8 protein-coding genes are annotated in these 15,894 nt (G+C 75.6%); 5 read left to right on the forward strand and 3 right to left on the reverse strand.

Translation table 11 applies throughout. The features are described from left to right. Nucleotides 1–108 precede the first annotated feature (108 nt). Nucleotides 109–1,359 carry a D-inositol-3-phosphate glycosyltransferase gene (gene mshA, locus ACZ6S0_RS48265; protein WP_465927031.1) on the forward strand — a complete coding sequence of 417 codons (1,251 nt, stop codon included), beginning with the start codon at nt 109–111 and terminating at the stop codon, nt 1,357–1,359. Between the two features lie 105 nt (nt 1,360–1,464). Here the strand turns inward: mshA and ACZ6S0_RS48270 are convergent, their stop codons facing one another. Both ACZ6S0_RS48270 and ACZ6S0_RS48275 read right to left on the reverse strand, forming a co-directional pair. Continuing rightward, nucleotides 1,465–2,196 (reverse strand): tyrosine-protein phosphatase, encoded by a 732-nt coding sequence (locus ACZ6S0_RS48270; RefSeq protein WP_465927033.1) that lies wholly within the window; start codon nt 2,194–2,196, stop codon nt 1,465–1,467. Continuing rightward, entirely contained in the window at nt 2,193–3,515 is a 1,323-nt protein-coding gene (locus ACZ6S0_RS48275) for a condensation domain-containing protein (RefSeq protein WP_465927035.1), read from the reverse strand. The genes ACZ6S0_RS48270 and ACZ6S0_RS48275 overlap by 4 nt, the downstream gene beginning before the upstream one ends. Nucleotides 3,516–3,679: 164 nt before the next feature. On the opposite strand from ACZ6S0_RS48275, the gene ACZ6S0_RS48280 reads away from it, so the two are divergent. Genes ACZ6S0_RS48280 through ACZ6S0_RS48295 form a run of 4 tightly spaced genes read left to right on the forward strand, consistent with a single transcriptional unit; the run spans nt 3,680 to nt 15,076 of the window. Continuing rightward, complete coding sequence (locus ACZ6S0_RS48280; RefSeq protein WP_465927037.1) at nt 3,680–5,137, forward strand: class I adenylate-forming enzyme family protein; 1,458 nt, start codon at nt 3,680–3,682, stop codon at nt 5,135–5,137. Then, nucleotides 5,137–8,424, forward strand: coding sequence for a non-ribosomal peptide synthetase (locus ACZ6S0_RS48285; protein ID WP_465927039.1), 3,288 nt, complete (start codon nt 5,137–5,139; stop codon nt 8,422–8,424). The genes ACZ6S0_RS48280 and ACZ6S0_RS48285 overlap by 1 nt, the downstream gene beginning before the upstream one ends. Nucleotides 8,425–8,426: 2 nt before the next feature. Beyond that, nucleotides 8,427–14,804 carry an amino acid adenylation domain-containing protein gene (locus ACZ6S0_RS48290; protein ID WP_465927041.1) on the forward strand — a complete coding sequence of 2,126 codons (6,378 nt, stop codon included), beginning with the start codon at nt 8,427–8,429 and terminating at the stop codon, nt 14,802–14,804. Further along, nucleotides 14,801–15,076, forward strand: a complete 276-nt coding sequence (locus tag ACZ6S0_RS48295) for a phosphopantetheine-binding protein (RefSeq protein ID WP_465927043.1) — start codon at nt 14,801–14,803, stop codon at nt 15,074–15,076. Before ACZ6S0_RS48290 ends, ACZ6S0_RS48295 begins: the two co-directional genes overlap by 4 nt. Here ACZ6S0_RS48295 and mshB read toward each other — a convergent pair. Then, nucleotides 15,045–15,860, reverse strand: coding sequence for an N-acetyl-1-D-myo-inositol-2-amino-2-deoxy-alpha-D-glucopyranoside deacetylase (mshB, locus tag ACZ6S0_RS48300; protein WP_465927045.1), 816 nt, complete (start codon nt 15,858–15,860; stop codon nt 15,045–15,047). The genes ACZ6S0_RS48295 and mshB overlap by 32 nt on opposite strands. Nucleotides 15,861–15,894 lie beyond the last annotated feature (34 nt).

Genomic DNA, 15,894 nt, shown 5'->3' on the forward strand with positions numbered 1-15,894 from the left:
CAATATCTTGCGCGACGATCTCGTTATATTGCACCATGTTGTCGACATCGAGGGCGTGCTGCTGCCGCGGATGGCTCGGCTCTTTCGCGCCAGGAAGAGGTCGGATGCATGCCCCGGGCCGATCTGCGGAGAGTCGCGACCATCAGCGTCCTGACGTCACCCTTCGCCCAGCCGGGCGCCGGCGACGCCGGAGGGCTGAACGTCTACATGGTCGAGGTCGGCCGCCGGCTGGCGGCGGCCGGGGTCGAGGTGGAGATCTTCACCAGGGCCGTGTCGGCGGACCTACCGGCGGTGGCCGAGCTGGCGCCCGGCGTGCTCGTACGGCAGGTGGCCGCCGGGCCCCTGAGAGAGCTGGACAAGAACGACCTGCCGGGCACGCTCGGCGCGTTCACCGAGGGGATGCTGGCGCGGGACGGCGGGTTCGACGTCGTGCACGCGCACCACTGGCTGGCCGGCAGGGTCGGGGCGCTCGTGGGCCGGCGCTGGGGCGTGCCGCTGGTGCAGTCCATGCACTCGCTGGCCAGGACCAAGAACGCGACGCTGGCCCGGGGCGACGCGCGCGAGCCGGAGAGCAGGCTCGTGGGGGAAGACGAGGTCGTGGCCGCCGCCGACCGGCTGGTGGCCAACACCGCCCAGGAGGCGGAGCAACTCGTCTCGCTGTACGGTGCCGACCCGGCCAAGGTCCGCACCATCCACCCGGGCGTCGACCTGTCCGTGTTCCGGCCGGGCCCGAGGGACGTGGCGCGGCACCGGCTGGGATTACCGCAGGACGCCGTGGTGCTGCTGTTCGCCGGTCGCGTGCAGCCGCTCAAGGCCCCCGACGTGCTGCTGATGGCCGCCGCCGAGCTGGCCGAGGACAGGGAGCTGGCGGGACGGCTGGTGGTGGCCGTGGTCGGCGGCCCCAGCGGCTCGGGGCGGGCCGACCCGCGCCGCGTGGCCGACCTGGCCGCCACTCTCGGGATCGCCCACCTGGTACGGCTGGAGCCGCCCTGCGCCCAGCCCGTGCTCGCCGACTGGTACCGGGCGGCGAACGTGCTCGTCGTGCCTTCGCGGGCCGAGACGTTCGGGCTGGTGGCGGTGGAGGCGCAGGCGTGCGGCACCCCCGTGGTCGCCGCGGCCGTCGGCGGACTCCGCACAGCCGTGCGGGACGGCGTCTCCGGCGTGCTGGTGGACGGTCACGACCCGGCCGCGTACGCCCGGGTGCTCGGCGACCTCGTACGGCGTCCGAGGTGGTCGCGGCGGCTGGGCAGGGGCGCGATCGAGCACGCGTCCCGCTTCGGCTGGGACCGGACCGTCGAGCGGCTGCTGCGCGTCTACGCCGGGGCCGCCGACGACGTCGCCAAGCGGGTCCGCGTCTGAACGCCCGAGCCCCGGACGACGTCCCGAACGCGCCGACGCCCCAGCGCCCGGACGACGTCCCGAGCGGGGACGCCTGGGCCGGGGCGGCGGCAGGAGGTCGCGCGGTCAGGTGGGCGGGTCGAGGAGGCGGGCGCGGACGGCGGCCAGGTCGGCGTCGCCCAGACCGCCCGCGCGCAGGCGGCCCTCGGCGTCGAGCCCGGTGAGCAGCGACAGCACCGCCTCCCGCTCCGTGGTGCCGTGCCGCGCCAGGACCGCCCGGACCCTGACCGAGTCGTCCGCCTCGCCCAGCTTCGCGTACAGCGGGCGCAGCCGTCCGGCGGTCAGCTCGTGGTCCGCGAGGATGTCGGCCGGCGCGACCCCGGCCAGGGCGAGCAGCAGCATGGTCACGATGCCGGTTCTGTCGCGGCCCGCGACGCAGTGGATCAGCACCCCGCCGGGACGGGCCCGCGCGACGGCGGCCACGGCGGCGGCGCACCGCTCGGGCTTGCGGTCGAGCAGCGGCCGGTAGGACAGCGGCGTGCCGTAGCGGGGGTCGCCGCCCCACGCGTCCCAGAAGCCGGTGTCGGCGCGGTCCTCGATCGGCACGCGCACCACGTCGACGTCCTCGGGAACGTGCTCGGCCTCCGGCCTGCGCTCGGCGTCGTTGCGCAGGTCGACGATGGTGCCGATGCCGTACGCCGCGAGCGACTTCCACCCGGCGGGGGTCAGCCGGTGCGGGGTGTCGGAGCGGACGACGGCGCCCCACCGGGTCCGCCGCCCGCCCGCGGTGGGCAGCCCGCCGAGGTCGCGGGCGTTGTGGGAGCCCTCCCAGTCGAGATGGCGGTCCGGCGGGGTCACCGGCCGGCCGCCTGGACGATCAGATCCTCCATGTGCACCAGCATGCCCTCCGCCTCGGGTCCCCAGCAGGTGTCGTCGCCGTACTGCAGGTCGAGCAGGGCGCTGCGAGGGCCGTGGGTCACGGTCAGCATGTAACGCGCCCCGAGCAGCCGGGGTCTGGAGAAGACGACCTCGCCCTCACCGGCGGGCAGCGGGAGGTCGGCCTCGAAGAAGCTGAACCGGGGGTAGGCCACGCCGGTGCCGTAGAGTCCGGCGAGGATCTCCTGGCACATGGCCTCGGTTCCGGCGGGGTCGGCGTTCGCGAACCGGTGCCCCTGCAACTGCTGCGCGGCGCAGGCGGTGAGCGCGGCGGCGAAGGAGTCGCGGGCCGGGGCGGGGACGAACACCGGCATGGTCATGGTCGCCTTGCGCACCGAGCGGGCGGCCCCGGGGGTGAACCGGTTGGCCGAGATGGCGAAGATCCCCGCGCCAGGGGCGCGTTCCGCCATCGCGACGGCGCTGCCGAAGGCGAGGAGGTAGACGGCCGAGACCGGCACGCCCGCCGCACCCGCGACGATCACGGCCGCCTTCGCGACGCGACGCGACGCCAGCCACGCCGAGCGGAACCTGGCCTCGTCGGCGGTGGCGACCGCGGTGAGCGCCGCCGCGCCGTCGCCGCCGGGACGCGGCGCGGGCGCGCGGGGCACGTGGCCGTCGAGCGACTCGGCCATCCGGCCCAGGCGCCGTTCCCAGTGCCGGGCCGCGCGCCGCTGGTAGGCCAGCCCGGCGGGGGACACCTCGGCCTCGGCGGCGTCGATCGGCTGCTCGACCGGCCGGTCATCCGGGAACGGCTCGGCGCCGGCGGCACGGGCCCCGATCGCGTGCTCCAGGTCCTCGCGCAGCACGCGCATGCCCCACGGGTCCACGGCCACGTGGTCGATCACGATGTCGATCCCGCGCACCTCGTCGCCCGCGGCGAACAGCACGAACGCGGTCGGCCACCGCTCTCCGACGCGGAAGCAGGTGAGCCGCCACGGGCCGCGGCCGTGCGGCCTGGACGGGTCCGCGTCGGTGAACTCCACGACCGTGTCGAGCCCGGCCTCGACGGGGCAGACGTGCTGGCTGCCGCTCTGGCCGGGGCCGCGCAGGACGAGCGAGCGCAGGCCCTCGTGCCGACGTACGACGTCGCGCACGGCGGCGAGCACGTGGCGCCGGGGCACGCCGTCGACGGGCACGCTCTCGCAGATGTTGTCCTCGAACGAGGTGGCCGAGTCGGACGGGACCCACTGGACCCACTCCTGCTGCGACCAGGTCAGCCGCCCGCTGCGCAGCACCGGCATGGGAGGTGTCCACGGCGCAGGCTGTAGGTCTTTTGCGCGTTCCATGATGACATCTGAACACAGTTCGTCCTGTTATTGCTGTGGCAAGTTGTCATCTGTCATCCTCTTGTTGTGAGACGGATGGATCTTCCGTGGGCGTGTTCTTCGCGCGCCCAGGAGCCCCGGTGAGGACGGTCCCCCAGCTCCTCGCGACGAGGGCGGCGCAGGATCCCGACGACGCCGCCATCGTGGTGGACACCGTCGGCTCGATGACCTTCCAGGAGTGGGACCGCCGCTCCGGCTCCGTCGCGCGAGCGCTGCTCGACCGGGGAGTACGCGCGGGCGACCGCGTCGGCCTGCAGTACGGCGGGCGCGGCTGGATCGAGTTCGCCGTCGCCTACTGCGCGATCCACAAGGCCGGGGGCGTCGCCGTACCGCTGCCGGAGCGCGCCACGCCCGCCGAGCGGGCCGCCATGCTCGCCGACTGCTCCGCCTCCGGCCTCCTGCACGAGGACGGCGTCTCTCCCGGCTGGGACGCGGGCTGGACCGCGACGACGGACGAATCAGACGACGGGCGCGAGTTGTCCGCCGGATTATCCGCCGTGCCGGAGGTCCCGCCCACCGCGCTGGCCCAGATCCTCTACACCTCCGGCACCACCGGACGCCCCAAGGGCGTGGCCGCGACCCACGCCAACCTCACCCACGGCACCACGGACCGCCCGCGCCGCCGTCCCCTCGCCCACTCCCGGCTGTTCCTGCACGCCTACCCGATCGGCACCAACGCGGGACAGACGATGCTGCTCAACGCGCTCGACGCCCGGCCCGGCGCGCTGACGCTGCCGCGCTTCACCCCCGGCCGGTTCGCCCGGCTGATCGAGTCGAGGGCTCCCGGCACGGTGTTCGCGGTGCCGTCGATGGCGATCGAGCTGCTGCGGGCGCGGGTGCACGAGCGGCACGACCTGTCGAGCGTCAAGCTGTTCGGCTGTACGGCGTCCGCGCTGCCGCCCGACGTGGCGGTCAGGCTCGGTGCGCTGTTCCCCGGCGCGGTGCTGGTCAACTACTACACCTCCACCGAGGCCGCCCCCGCGCAGACCACGATGGTGTTCGACCCGGCCAGGCCGACGTCGGTGGGGCGGCCCGCCTCGCCGGGCGATCTCCGCATCGCGGGAAAGGACGGGGCCGCGCTGCCCGCGGGCGAGGCGGGCGAGGTGTGGCTGCGCTCGCCGACGGCCCCGCGGTTCTACTACGGCGACCCGGACGCCGCCGCCTTCCGCGGCCGGTGGGTCCGCATGGGCGACGTCGGCTACCTGGACGGCGACGGCTACCTGCACCTCGTGGACCGCGACCAGGACGTCATCAAGTCGGGAGCGTTCAAGATCTCCACGTTGAAGATCGAGGCCGCGCTGCACGAACACCCGCTGATCGAGGAGGCCGCCGTCTTCGGCGTCCCCGACGCGGTGCTGGGGGAACGCGTCGCGGCGGCCATCGTCGCGCCGCCCGGGATCACCGGCCGCGAGGTACGCGCCTTCCTCGCCCCCAAGCTCGCCCCGCACGAACTGCCGGGACAGATCGACGTACGGGACTCGCTGCCCAGGAACGCCCTGGGCAAGGTGCTCAAACGCGCGCTCAGGGAGGAGAACTGATGCAGGCGTCCCACGCCCAGCACGGCATCTGGCTGGCGGAGCAGACCGGCCGCGCCGGCGCCGCCTACCACATGCCGCTCGCCGTGGCCCTCGACGGTGAGCTGGACGTGGCGGCGCTGCGCGCGGCGTGCGTCGCGCTGGTGGACCGGCACGAGCCGCTCCGGTCCCGCTTCGAGGAACGGGCCGGCGCCCTGCACGCGCTCCCCGCCGCCACCCCGCCCCCCTTCCACCACGAACGGCTCCAGGAGGGAACGGACGCGCACGCGGCGGCGGTGGACACCCCGGTGGACACCCGGGTGGACACCCCGGTGGACGCTGCGGCGGTCACTGTGGCGGGCGTGGAGGAGCTGGTCCGGGCGGAGATCGAACGCCCCTTCGACCTCACCGCCGGGCCGCTGTGCCGATTCACCCTGGTGAGCCTGGCCGCCGACCGGCACCTGCTGCTCTTCGTCGCCCACCACCTGGTCTTCGACGGCGGCTCGAAGGACGTGCTGCTCCGCGACCTCGCCGCCCTCTACGCCGCCGCCCGCGCCGGACGTCCCCACACCCTGCCGGACCTGCCCGTCTCGTACGGCGAGCACGCCCGAGCCGAGGACGACCGGGTGGCCGCGGACCTCGCCGGTGCCGCGGCCTTCTGGGCGCCGCGCTGGCGGGAGACGTCCGACCTCGTGCTCCCCGGCCTGCGCCGCGCCGCCGCGACGGAGGGAGCGGGGGAGGCCCTCACGCTGGAGGGCGCGGCCTGGGAGCGGTTCGGCAAGGCCGCCGAGGCGGTAGGCGTCACCCGGTTCGAGGCGGTCGTCGCGCTGCTGCGCGCCCTCCTGCACCGGTACGGCAACCGCGCGGTCCCGATCTCGGTCGGCCTGGGCACCAGGGACGCCGCGACCCGTGACCACGTGGGCCTGTTCGTGAACGAGCTGCCGGTGTGCGCCGACCCCGCGCAGGGTGCCACGTTCCGCGAGTTCGCGGCGGCCGTACGGGCGGAGTTGCGGGCCGCCTACCGCTTCCGGCACGTGCCGCTCGGCCGGGCCGTGGGCGGGGCGCGCCCGCGTACCGCGCTGACTCCCGTGACCGTGAGCTACCGCAGGCGCGCGGCCGAGCCGGTGTTCCCAGGACTCGACGCCGCCGTGCGCTGGACGATGTTCCCCGGCGCGGTCCGCGGCACGCTGGACCTCCAGGTCGTGGAGGGCGCGGGCGACCTGGCCGTCAGCCTCCGGTACGACGCGGCGGAGCTGAACGCGGACGACGTGGCGCGCTTCGCCGGTCACCTGCGCACCCTGCTCGCCGAGGTGGCGGAGCGCCCCGACACGCCGCTCGGCGACCTCGCGATCCTCCCGGAGCCGGAGCGCGACCTGCTCTCCACCGCGTGGAACGACACCCGCGTGCCGTACGAGGAGGCGGAGCTGGTCGTCCCGGCGCTGTTCGCCGCGCGGGCACGGTCCGCGCCGCAGGCCGTCGCGGTCGTCGCGGGCGAGCGGCGCGTCACGTACGGCGAACTGGACGCGCTGGCGGACCGCCTCGCCCGGCGGCTGCCCCGGGCGGGGGACGCGCCGGTGGCATTGCTGCTGGGCAGGTCGTGGCCGCTGGTGGCGAGCCTGCTCGCGGTGCTCAGGTCGGGCGCGGCCTACCTGCCGCTCGATCCCGGGCACCCGGATGAACGCCTGGCGTCCATCATGGCCGACGCGGGCGTGCGCACCGTCCTCACCGACGGCTCCGTGCCTGTGCCCGCGTCCGCGCCGTTCCGCGAGATCCGCGCCGACGCCACCACCCTCGGCCCGGACGCCCTCGGCCCGGACGCCCTCGGCCCGGACGCCCCCGCTCGGGACGCCCCCACCCCGGAAGGCTTGGCCTCGGACGGCCCCACCCCCGACGACCCGGCCCGGGACGGGCCCGCCCAAGGCGGTTCGGCCTACGGCGGCCCCGGCCCGGACGACCTCGCCTACGTGATCTACACCTCCGGCTCCACGGGCCGCCCGAAGGGGGTGGCCGTGCCGCAGCGGGCGCTGGCGAACCTGCTGCTCGGCATGCGCGACCTCCTCGGCGGCGGCCCCGGCGACACGTGGCTCGCCCTGACCTCGCCCGCCTTCGACATCGCGGCGCTCGAACTGCTCCTCCCGCTCGTCACCGGCGGCCGGGTGGTCCTCGCCGACCAGTCCGACCCGGCCGCGGCCGTCGAGCTGATCAAGGCGGAGGGCGTCACGCACGTGCAGGCGACCCCGTCGGGGTGGCGGATGCTGCTCGCCGCCGGGTTCGACGCCCCCGGGGTCGTCGCGCTGACCGGCGGCGAGTCCCTGCCCGCGCCGCTCGCCCGGCAGCTCAGGCCGCGGGTCGGGCGGCTGGTCAACATGTACGGCCCGACGGAGACGACCATCTGGTCGACCGCCTGGGAAGTCCCGCCGGACCCCGAGACCGTGGCCATCGGGAGCCCCATCGCCAACACCGCCGTACACGTCCTGGACGAGTACGGCGGCCTGGCGCCGATCGGCGTGCCGGGGGAGCTGGTGATCGCGGGCGCCGGGGTGGCGCGCGGTTACCTCGGCAGGGACGACCTCACCCGCGAACGCTTCGTGCCCTACCCGTTCGCCCGCCCGCACGCCGACCCCCAGGCCGACCCGCAGGCCGACCCGCAGGCCGACCCGCACGCGGGCGGCTTGATGTACCGCACGGGCGACCGGGTGCGATGGCGGGCGGACGGCGCGCTGGAGTTCCTCGGCCGTTCCGACGGGCAGTTGAAGATCCGGGGGCACCGGGTCGAGCCTGCCGAGATCGAGTCGGCGCTGGCCGGGCACCCCCAGGTCGAGCAGGCCGCGGCGGCTTCGTTCGACGGACGGCTGATCGCCTACCTCGTCCGGAGCGGGCCGGTGGACGAGCGGGAGCTGCGGCGACACCTGGCGCGGCGGCTGCCGCCGTACATGGTGCCCGAGTGCTTCGTCCCGCTCCCGGAGCTGCCGCTGACCCCGAACGGCAAGCTCGACCGCGCCGCGCTCCCCGAGCCGCCCGCCGACACGGGAGACCTCGAGCAGCCCGGCCCTCAGGAGCCCGGCCCTCAGCGGACCGGCCCCGCAGAAGTGGTCCGGGCGATCTGCCAGGAGGTGCTGCGGGTGGACGCCATCGCCCCGCGGGACGACCTGTTCGACCTCGGAGCGCACTCGCTGACGCTTATGCAGATCGCCTCCCGCGTGCACGAACGGCTCGGCGTGGACCTGCCGCTGCGCGCCTTCTTCGACAGCGCGACGTTCGGCGACCTGGTGGCCAGGATCGAGGCGGGCATGACCGGGGGAGCGCGATAGCCATGGGCGCGATCGAAGCGGACCCGATCCCCGTACGGCTCGGCGGCGGCGAGCGGCCGCTGTCGCCCGCCCAGGAGCGCATGTGGCTGCTCGACCGGCTGGAGGCCGACGCCGGGGCCTACAACGTGTTCCTCGCCCACCGGCTGCGCGGCGACCTCGACGCCGACGGGCTGGCGGCGGCCGTCGGCGCGATCGCGGCCCGGCACGAGATCCTGCGCACCACGTACGCGAGCCGCGACGGCGAGCCGGTCCAGATCGTCGGCGAACCCGGCGACGGGGTGCCGCTGGAGCGGCTGGACCTGTCCGGGCTGCCCACGGGGTCACGTGAGGCGCGGGCCAGGGAGCTGGCGGCCGAACGGATCCGGCGGCCCTTCGACCTGGCCGCGGGGCCGCCGTGGCGGGCGAGCCTGTTCCGCCTGGGCGAGCGCGAGCACGTGCTGTGCGTGGTGTTCCACCACATCGCGGTTGATGGCTGGTCCACGGAGCTGTTCTCCGCCGACCTGGCCGCGCTCTACCCCGACCCGTACGGCCGGGCACCGGCCCCACCGGCCCTCCAGTACGGCGACTACGCGGCCTGGCAGCGCGAACGGCTGGTCGAGGAGGCGGCCGGGCAGCTCGCGTACTGGCGGGACCGGCTCGCCGACCCGCCCGTGCTGGACCTGCCGCTCGACCGGCCGCGCCCGGCGACCCGCGGCGCGGCGGGCGGCGTGGTGACCCGCACCCTGCCCGCCGCGCTCGCGGCGGACGTGGAACGACTGGCGAGGCAGGCGCGCTGCAGCGGCTTCATGGTGCTGATGGCCGCCTACGCGGCCCTGCTCTCCCGCTACGGCGGCCAGGACGACGTCTGCGTGGGCACACCGGTCGCCGGACGCGGCAGGCCGGAGCTGGAGCGGCTCATCGGGCCGTTCATCAACACGCTCGTCCTGCGCGCCGACCTGTCCGGCGACCCCGCCTTCCGCGAGTTGCTCGGCCGGGTCAGGGACGCCTGCCTGGACGCCTACGCCAACGCCGCGCTGCCCTTCGAATGGCTGGTCGGCGAGCTGGGCGTGCCCAGGGACACCGGACGGACCCCGCTGTTCTCCGCCCAGCTCGTCCTCTACAACTACGACGGCACGCCGCTCGCGCTCACCGGTCTGTCCACCGAGCCGTTCGACCCGGGCGTGCGCGCGGCGACGACCGACCTGTCCGCCGAGTTCCGCCACACCGGGGACGGCGGGCTCGGGCTCTCCCTGATCTACGCCGCCGACCTGTTCGACCACGCCACCGTGGAGCGCATGGGAGAGCATCTGGAGCTCCTGCTGTCCCGCGCGGTGGCGGAGCCCGGCCTGCGCCTTTCCGAGCTGGACCTGCTCGGCGCGGCCGAACGCGAGCGGCTCCTGGTCTCCTGGAACGACACGGCCGCCCCCAGGCCCGACGTCACCGCGCACGAGCTGGTCGCGGGCGAGCCCGGCGCGATCGCCGTGACGTGCGAGGGGCGTGGGCTGACGTACGCGGAGCTGGAGGCCGCCGCGGAAGGGCTGGCCCGGCGGCTGCGGCGCGAGGGCGTGCGGCCCGGCGAGGTGGTCGCGCTGTGCGCGGACAGGTCGGTGGAGCTGCTGGTCGCGCTGCTCGCCGTGCTGAAGGCGGGCGGGGCCTACCTGCCGCTGGATCCCGGTTACCCGGCCGAGCGGCTGGCGTTCGTGCTGCGGGACTGCGGTGTCCGGCTGCTGCTCGCGGGGGAGGGGGTGCCGGACGGGCTGGCCGACGCCGTACCCGATCTGCCGGTCCTGCTCATCGACGACCTGAGCGCGTACGCGCAGGAGCCGGGCCACCCGACCGGCCTGAGCGCGCACGCGGAGGAACCCGGCCACCCGCCCGCGCGGGCCGCCGGGCCGGATGACCTGGCCTACGTCATCTACACCTCGGGCTCGACCGGACGTCCCAAGGGCGTCGAGATCGAGCACCGGTCGCTGGTCAACCTGCTGCTGTCGATGCGCGACGACCTCGGGGCCGGGCCCGGCGTCCGGTGGCTGGCGCTCACCTCGCCGTCCTTCGACATCTCCGCCCTGGAACTGCTGCTCCCCCTCGTCTGCGGCGGGCACGTCGTCATCGCCGGGCCAGGCGAGGCCGCGGACGCCCACGCCCTCGTCCGGCTGGCGGCCGAGCACGACGTGACACACGTCCAGGCGACGCCGTCCGGCTGGCAGGCCATGCTGGACGCCGGTTTCGACCGCCCGGTGACGGCGCTCGTCGGCGGGGAGGCCCTGCCACCGGCCCTGGCCACGGCGCTGCGCGAGCGGACCGGGCAGCTCTGGAACGTCTACGGCCCCACGGAGACGACGATCTGGTCCACCCGCGACCGCGTGGACGACGGTTCCGGCCCGGTGACGATCGGCCGCCCCCTCGGCAACACCCGCGTCTACGTGCTGGACGAACGCCTCACGCCGGTCCCCGTGGGGGTGTGGGGAGAGCTGTTCGTCGCGGGCTCCGGCGTGGCCCGCGGCTACCGGGGACGTCCGGAGCTGACCGCCGAGCGTTTCCCGCCCGACCCGTACGGGGTGCCCGGCTCGCGGATGTACCGGACCGGCGACCGGGTGCGGTGGCGGGCCGACGGGCGGCTGGAGTTCCTCGGCCGGGCCGACGGCCAGGTGAAGCTGCGCGGTCACCGGATCGAGCTGGGCGAGGTCGAGGCCGTGCTGGAGAGCCACCCCGCGGTGCGCAGGGCGGTGGCCGCGGTCGTGGACGGGACGCTGGTGGCGTACGTCGTGGGCGAGACCGAGGGGCTCACCGAGCACGCCGCCCGGTCGCTCCCGGCCGTCATGGTGCCGTCCACGCTGGTACGCCTCGACGAGCTGCCGCTCACCCCCAACGGCAAGCTCGACAGGAGGGCGCTGCCCGCCCCCGAACGGGCCACCGGGCGCGGCCGTCCCCCGCGCACGGCCGCGGAACGGCTGGTGGCCAGGACGTTCGCCGAGGTGCTCGGCCTGGAGCCCGCGCGGCTCGGAGCCGACGACGACTTCTTCGCGCTCGGCGGTCACTCGCTGCTGGCCGTCAAGGTCATCGCGCGGATCGCGGCCGCGGCCGGTGCGGAGGTCCCGCTGCGCGAGCTGTTCGCCCGGCCGTCGGTCGCCGCGTTCGCCGACGCCGTACGGGAGGCCGTGGCCACCCGGACGGCCGGTCCGGGTGGCGGCGCGCGGCCGGGCCCCCGCCCGAGGGGGACGCTGCCGCCGCTGTCACCCGCGCAGGAGCGGCTGTGGTTCCTGCACCGGCTCGACCCCGGCGACGCCTCCTACAACATGTACCTGGTGTGGCGGCTGCGCGGCCCCCTCGACGCGCGGGCGCTGACCGGCGCGCTGGGCGACCTCGTGGCCAGGCACGAGACCCTGCGCACCCGCTACCCCGACGTCGACGGCCGGCCCATCGGCGTGGTGGATCCGCCGGGCGGCCCGCAGGTGGAGCACGTGGACCTGTCCGCCCCCGCACCGGACGGCGACCGGCACCCGGGAGAGCAGCGGCACCCGGGAGAGGAGCAGCGTCGGGAAGCGGCCCGGCAGCGGGAGGAGCGGCGGCTGGAGGAGGCTCGGCGGCTGGTGGCCGAGCGCACCAACGAGCCCTTCGACCTCGCCATGACCCCGCCGCTCCGGGTCACCCTGATCCGCCTCGCCGAGGCCGACCATGTCCTGTGCGTGGTGCTGCACCACATCGCGGCCGACGGCTGGTCGCTCAACGTCCTCGGCGACGACCTGGCCGCCCTGTACGCCGGACGGCGCGAAGGCCGCGACCCCGCCCTGCCCGAGCTGCCGCTCCAGTACGGCGACTTCGCCTTCTGGCGGCGCGGCCGGGACCTGGGCGACGAGCTGGCCTACTGGCGCGACCGGCTCTCCGCCCCGCCCGCGCTCGAACTGCCGCTCGACCGCCCCCGCCCCGCGGTCCCCGCGCCGAGGGGCGCGTTCCACCCGTTCTCCCTGCCGGCGGACGTGGCGGACGCGCTGGAGTCCGCCGGCCGGCGGCGCGGGGCGACGTTGTTCATGGTGCTGCTGGCCGCCTATCTGGTGCTGCTGGCCAGGCACACGGGACAGCGGGACCTCCTGGTGGGCTCGCCGTCCGCCGGGCGCGACCGCGTCGAGTTCGAGCCGGTCATCGGGTACTTCGCGAGCACGCTGGTGCTGCGCGGCGACCTGTCGGGCGATCCTTCGTTCGAGGAGCTGCTGGAACGTGTGCGCGTGGTGGTGCTCTCGGCGATGGCCCACCAGGACGTGCCCTTCGAGGAGCTGGTGTCCGAGCTGAACGCCGAGCGCGGGCCGGGCCGCGCCCCGCTGTTCCAGACCATGCTCATCCTGCACAGCCAGGACGACGGCGGGGTGGGGGACAGGTTCGCCGACCTGGCGGTGGAGCCGTTCGAGGCCGGGTACCGGCAGGCCAAGTTCGACCTCATGGTGGAGGCGTGGCGCGGTCCCGAGGGGCTGTCGGGGGTGTTCGGCTACGACGCGGAGCTGTTCGACGACTCGACCGTGGCCGCGCTGGCGGAGCGGCTCGCCGTGTTGTGCCGGGCGGTCGCCGCGGACCCGGCGCGGCCGGTCTGGGAGCTGCCCTGGCGTACGGAGGCCGACGAGACCCGGCTCCGCGCACTGGCCGGCCCGCCCGCGGAGCCGGTGCGCGCCCCGCTCGTGCCCGAGCTGGTCAGGGCGGCCGTCGCCGCGCACCCCGACGCCGTGGCCGTGCGCTGCGGCGCGGACGCCCTCGGCTACGCGGCGCTCGGCGCGCGCGTGCGGGCGCTCGCGGCCCGGCTGCGGGCGCTGGGCACCGGCCCCGAGAGCGTGGTCGCGATCCGCGCGGACCGGTCGATCGCGACCGTCGTGGCGCTGCTCGCGGTGCTCGAAGCGGGCGGCGCGTACCTTCCCCTGGACGCCGACCTGCCCGGCGAGCGGGTCCGCCTGCTCCTGGAGGATGGCGGCGCCGACCTGGTGCTGTCCGGAGAGGAGATCGCCTCCGCCCGCGACGCGGGGGCCCCGCCCGCCCGCGGACCGGGACCGGCGGACGGCCCGAAACCTGGCGACGCCGCGTACGTCATCTACACCTCCGGCTCCACCGGGCGGCCCAAGGGGGTCGTGGTGGAGCACGAAGCCCTCGCCGGGCGGGTGGCCTGGATGCGGGAGCACTACGGCCTGGGACCGGGCGACCGGGTGGTCCAGTTCGCCTCGACGGCGTTCGACGCGCACGCGGAGGAGATCTTCCCGGCCCTGGCCTCGGGGGCCGCGCTGGAGCTGCTGCCCGGCGGGCCGCTGACGCTGCCCGAGCTGCTCGCCTCACCGGGGGGCCGCGAGATCACCGTGCTCGACCTGCCCACGGCCTACTGGCACCAACTGGTCGCGCAGATCGAGCAGGTGGCCTGGCCGGAACGGCTCCGGCTGGTGGTCATCGGCGGCGAGCAGGCGCCCGCGCCCGCGGTGGCGCGCTGGCGCGCGCGGTTCGGCGACGCCGTACGGCTGGTCAACACCTACGGGCCGACCGAGGCGACCATCATCGCCACGGCCGCCGACCTGGGCGAGGACCATCCAGGGCGGCCCCCCATCGGACTGCCCATCGGCGGCGCCCGCGCCCACGTCGTGGGCCCCGACGGCGAACTCGTGCCACCGGGGGTGCCCGGCGAGCTGCTGCTCTCGGGCGCCGGGCTGGCCAGGGGCTACCTGGGCCGGCCCGGCCTGACCGCGGAACGCTTCGTGACCGGCCCCGGAGGCGAGCGCGCCTACCGTACCGGCGACCGGGTACGGCTGCGCCCCGACGGCCTGCTGGAGTTCCTCGGCCGCCTCGACGACCAGGTGAAGGTGCGCGGCTTCCGGATCGAGCCCGGCGAGGTCGAGGAGCGCCTGCTCGCCCATCCCCGTGTCAGGCAGGCCGCCGTCGTGGCCAGGGACGACCGGCTGGTCGCCTACGTGGCGGGCGACGTCGAGGTGGCGGAGCTGCGCCGCGACCTGACCGGGGCGCTGCCGCCGTACCTGGTGCCGGACCTGTGGGTGGCGCGGGACGCGCTGCCGCTCACCCCGGGCGGGAAGGTCGACCGGGCCGCGCTGCCGGACCCCGGCCCCGATCAGGGCCGCCGCTACGTCGCTCCGGGCACCGACGCCGAGGCCCTGGTCGCGGACGTGTGGCGGGAGGTGCTCGGCACCGGCGCCCCCGTCGGCGCGCTGGACGACTTCTTCGCGCTCGGCGGCCACTCGCTGCTCGCCGTACGCGTGACGGCCAGGCTGCGGGCGAGTGCCGGGGTGGACGTCCCCATCCGGGCCGTCTTCGCCCACCGCACGGTCGCCGAGCTGGCCGCCGAGGTGGAACGGCTGCTGGCCGACGAGCTGTCCGGGCTGACCGATGAGGAAGTCGACCGCCTGTTGAAGGAGACGCCGTGACCGACCGTGCCGACGACGACCTGAGACGGTGGCTGGCGCGCGCGCTGGCCGAGGCGAGCGACGGGGAGGTGAGCGCCGAGGAGCTGCTGCGCGACGGCGGCTCCTTCGCCGCGCTCGGCGTCACCTCCATCGCCCTGGTACGGCTGCTCGACGCCGTGGAGGAGGAGCTGGACGTGCTGATCGAGCTGGACGGCGAGGACTGGTTCCCCTCCGGCCTCGACGCGCTGGCCGAGCTGGTGGCTAGCCGAACAGATCGGTCTCCATCCCGGTGACCGGGTCCACGTCGCCGCAGGCTCCCGACAGCAGCGTGTAGTGCTCGACACCGGCCAGCGGCTGTCCCACGTTGTCGGACAGCGCGAAGAACCCGTCCGCCACGGTGAGCTGGGTGCGGTGGGCGCGCAGCGCCCGCACCTTCGCCGCCAGGTGGCCGGTCGCGTCGACGCGCGCCGTGACCTGCTCGTCGGGCACCCCGAAGCCGAAGTCCGCCACCGACTTCACCCGCTCGAAGGGCCCGGCGCCGACCGCCCGCGCCAGCAGCGACAGCGGGGTGGCGGTGGCGTAGAACTTGGCCGCCCGCTCACCCGCCAGCTCGACGGCCCGGCGGGTCACCCGGTGGGCCTGGATGTGGTCGGGGTGGCCGTACAGGCCGTTGTCGTCGTAGGTGACCACCACCTGCGGGCGCAGCTCGCGCAGCACCAGGGCCAGCTCGGCGGCGGCCTCGTCGACGTCCGCCCGCCAGAAGCAGCGCGGGTCGTCGTTGGTCGGCGTGCCCATCATTCCGGAGTCGCGCCAGCGCCCCGGCCCGCCGAGGAAGCGGTGGTCGCGCACGCCGAGCGCCGCGCACGCGCGGGCCAGCTCGGCCCGGCGGTAGCGCCCGAGGCCGTCGCGGTCGGTGGTGAGGTGGCCGAGGTCGTCGGGGACCACGTCGCCCTCCTCGCCCAGCGTGCAGGTCACCAGGCTGACGTGTGCCCCCTCGGCCGCGTACTTGGCCATGGTGGCGCCGGTGCCGATCGACTCGTCGTCCGGGTGGGCGTGGACGAACAGGATGCGGCGCATGATGGCCCCTTTCACTACCTGACGATCAACGACA

The organism is Nonomuraea sp. NPDC051298, from assembly GCF_055586305.1.

Excerpts from the sequence above, each read along its gene's own strand:
- mshB (WP_465927045.1), bottom strand. The coding sequence starts at position 15,860 with ATGCGCCGCATCCTGTTCGTCCACGCCCACCCGGACGACGAGTCGATC.
- ACZ6S0_RS48290 (WP_465927041.1), top strand. The coding sequence starts at position 8,427 with ATGGGCGCGATCGAAGCGGACCCGATCCCCGTACGGCTCGGCGGCGGC.
- ACZ6S0_RS48285 (WP_465927039.1), top strand. The coding sequence starts at position 5,137 with ATGCAGGCGTCCCACGCCCAGCACGGCATCTGGCTGGCGGAGCAGACC.
- ACZ6S0_RS48275 (WP_465927035.1), bottom strand. The coding sequence starts at position 3,515 with ATGCCGGTGCTGCGCAGCGGGCGGCTGACCTGGTCGCAGCAGGAGTGG.
- mshA (WP_465927031.1), top strand. The coding sequence starts at position 109 with ATGCCCCGGGCCGATCTGCGGAGAGTCGCGACCATCAGCGTCCTGACG.